This is a genomic window from Phenylobacterium sp. CCH9-H3, from assembly GCF_001557235.1.
Taxonomy (GTDB): domain Bacteria; phylum Pseudomonadota; class Alphaproteobacteria; order Caulobacterales; family Caulobacteraceae; genus Phenylobacterium.
Genome location: NZ_LSJI01000087.1, coordinates 1 through 2,850, shown reverse-complemented (window position 1 = coordinate 2,850; position 2,850 = coordinate 1). Strand labels below are relative to the sequence as shown.

General features: G+C 63.9%; 3 protein-coding genes. 2 read left to right on the top strand and 1 reads right to left on the bottom strand.

The genetic code is table 11. The annotated features are described in order from the left end of the window. Positions 1 to 345 precede the first annotated feature (345 nt). Positions 346 to 1,092 carry an enoyl-CoA hydratase/isomerase family protein gene (locus AX721_RS07965; RefSeq protein WP_197422500.1) on the bottom strand — a complete coding sequence of 249 codons (747 nt, stop codon included), beginning with the start codon at positions 1,090 to 1,092 and terminating at the stop codon, positions 346 to 348. Between the two features lie 173 nt (positions 1,093 to 1,265). On the opposite strand from AX721_RS07965, the gene AX721_RS07960 reads away from it, so the two are divergent. Both AX721_RS07960 and AX721_RS07955 read left to right on the top strand, forming a co-directional pair. Continuing rightward, on the top strand, positions 1,266 to 2,534 hold the full coding sequence (locus tag AX721_RS07960) for a cytochrome P450 (protein WP_068875484.1): 1,269 nt from the start codon (positions 1,266 to 1,268) through the stop codon (positions 2,532 to 2,534). Positions 2,535 to 2,693: 159 nt separating this feature from the next. Continuing rightward, positions 2,694 to 2,850: 2Fe-2S iron-sulfur cluster-binding protein (locus AX721_RS07955; RefSeq protein ID WP_156467062.1), on the top strand; the 157-nt coding region annotated here is incomplete at its 3' end.

The following is a 2,850-nucleotide window of genomic DNA, read 5'->3' as shown; positions in this document are numbered from 1 at the left end:
AGCGCCGCCGCCCGCCCACGCCCGTCAGCACCTCCAGCCGGCGAACCTGCACCGGCCTAGGGTCAAGCGTAGGGTTAAATCCAGACATGAAACGATCCGCACCAAGGGGATCGTCACCATCACCGGCCAGCAGCGTCAGCGGAAGGTGGGGTCCGGACAGCGCTTACGCAGCACGCAGAGCGTCATTCGGCAATTTGCGGCTGAGCCGGGCTGTTTGGGCTCCGAGCCATATGGCTGGAGCGCTTCTTCGGAAACGGCTGCGAGCAACGTCCTGCGCGGGAGCTGGTCCGCGGGCTCGAGCTGGCGGTCGAGCCAAGCACGCAGGGTGTCGATGCTTGCCAGGTCTTACGAAGGACTTTGTCGAAATGTCGAGCGCCTCGTAAATTCCTGGATGCGATCGGACATATCCGGCCCCACCCCTTCGCCTCGATAGATTTCATGCGCCAGACCTGCGCGCTGGGGCAGGCCGTCGGTTTCGGTCAGCAGCCGCTTGTTGGCGGCATGGCTGAACGACGAATTGGCCAGGATCTCAGAGGCGAGGCTGTCGATGGCCGCTTCGAATTCGGCGTCCGCGACGCAGGCGTTGGCGAGGCCCATCGTCTCGGCCTGCCGACCGGAATAGGTGCGGCAGGTGAACATCATCTCGCGCGCCTTGTAGGTCCCCACCCGGCGCGGCAGTCGCTGACTGAGGCCCCAGACCGGCGTCAGCGCCCACTTGGCGTGGGTGTCGCCGAACTTGGCGGACTCGGCGGCGAGAATGATGTCGGCGGCCAGGGCAAGTTCGAGGGCGCCCGTGTAGCAATGGCCGTGCACCGCACTGACGACCGGCAAGGGAAGGTCGGCGAGACGCTCGATCACATGCGACTGGTAGTTGGGGCGGGGAAGTTTTTCGCCCGCGGCGATGTCGCCGAGATCGTGGCCCGCCGAGAAGCACCGCCCGGCGCCGCGCAGCACGACGACGCCGGCAGGCGCCGCTTCCAGGTCGGCGATGTGGGCCTCGAGCGCCCGGAAGAGATCGACATTCAGCGCGTTGAGCTTATCCGGCCGGTTCAGCGTCAGCTGGCAGACGCCGGCCCGGTCAGCGCGGAGCACGAGATCATCCATTGAACTTCACCCGATGTTGTTTCTCCGACGTTGTCCCCTTCTCCGGGCGTCAGGCAACTGGGATTTTTGCCGCCTACAACTGACTTGCGAGACGCACGCGAATAAAGTTGACGCCTACGTCATTTTCACGGATACTGAAAATGTACAATTGGGGAACCGCCATGGATGATGGCTCGATCGATCTGAAGGCCGAAGCCCGCGCAAAGGCCTACGCCATGCCGTTGGGGGACATCAACGTCACCGACATCGAGCTTTGGCGAACCGACACCATCTGGCCGTACTTCGAACGCCTGCGGACGGAGGACCCCGTCCATCTTCACCCGGCGGAGCATCACGAGGACGGCGCGTTCTGGTCGGTGACCAAGTACAACGACATCATGGCGGTCGACACCGACCACGAGGCGTTTTCCTCAGAGCCTTCGATCACCATTGTCGACCCCAAGGAAGACTTCACCCTTCCGATGTTCATCGCGATGGACCCGCCCAAACACGACGTTCAGCGCAAGACCGTCAGCCCCATCGTCTCGCCCGCCAATCTGCATGTTCTGGAACCCCTGATCCGCGAGCGCATCGGCAAGACCCTCGACGCCCTACCCATCGGCGAACCCTTCGACTGGGTGGATCGGGTGTCCATCGAGCTGACCACCCAGATGCTGGCCACTCTGTTCGACTTCCCATGGGAGGACCGCCGCAAGCTCACCCGCTGGTCGGACGTCGCCACCGCGGACAACGACTCCCCGCTTTTTGAAGCGGGCCGCGGCGAGGAACAGCGCAAGGAGGAGCTGTTCGGGTGTGTGGACTACTTTACCCGCCTCTGGAACGAGCGCGTGAACGCGCCGCCGAAGGGCGACCTGATCTCCATGCTGGCCCACGGCGAGGCAACGCGGAACATGGACCGCATGGAGTATCTCGGGAACCTGATCCTCTTGATTGTCGGCGGCAACGACACCACCCGCAACTCCATGACCGGCTCGGTTCTGGCGATGAACCAGAATCCGGACCAGCACCGCAAGCTGCGCGACAATCCCGCCCTGATCCCGTCAATGGTCTCCGAGACCATTCGCTGGCAGACCCCGCTCTCCCACATGCGCCGCACCGCCACCCGCGACATCGAGCTGGGCGGCAAGACGATCCGGAAGGGCGACAAAGTCGTCATGTGGTACGCGTCCGGCAACCGGGATGATGAGGTGATCGAGAACCCGAACGCCTACATCATCGACCGCGAGCGGCCCCGCCAACACCTGTCCTTCGGCTTCGGCATCCACCGCTGCGTCGGCAACCGCCTGGCTGAACTGCAGTTGCGCATCCTGTGGGAGGAGCTCCTGCCGCGGTTTCCCGAGATCAAGGTCATGGAAGAACCCAGGCGCGTGCCCTCGGCCTTCATCAAGGGATATGAGGCGATGCAGGTTGTCATCCCGCATCGCGATTGAAAGCCTGGCGGCGCGCGAACGATCTTCAGGATTGAAGTCAACGACCGCCTGGGGCCCGGACCATCCGGGCTCGAGGCGTGTCGATGAAGCAGATCGCGCGTCGCCGGACTCATCCGTCATCACCAACAGGCCGCTGCATCTCCTGAGCGAAGGGCGTCAATGTCGAGGATCACCTACATCGAGCACGACGGCACCGAGCACGTCGTCGACGTGAAGCCGGGGCTCAGCGTCATGGAAGGCGCGGTGAAGAACAACATCCCCGGCATCGACGCCGACTGCGGCGGCGCCTGCGCCTGCGCCACCTGCCACGTCTATG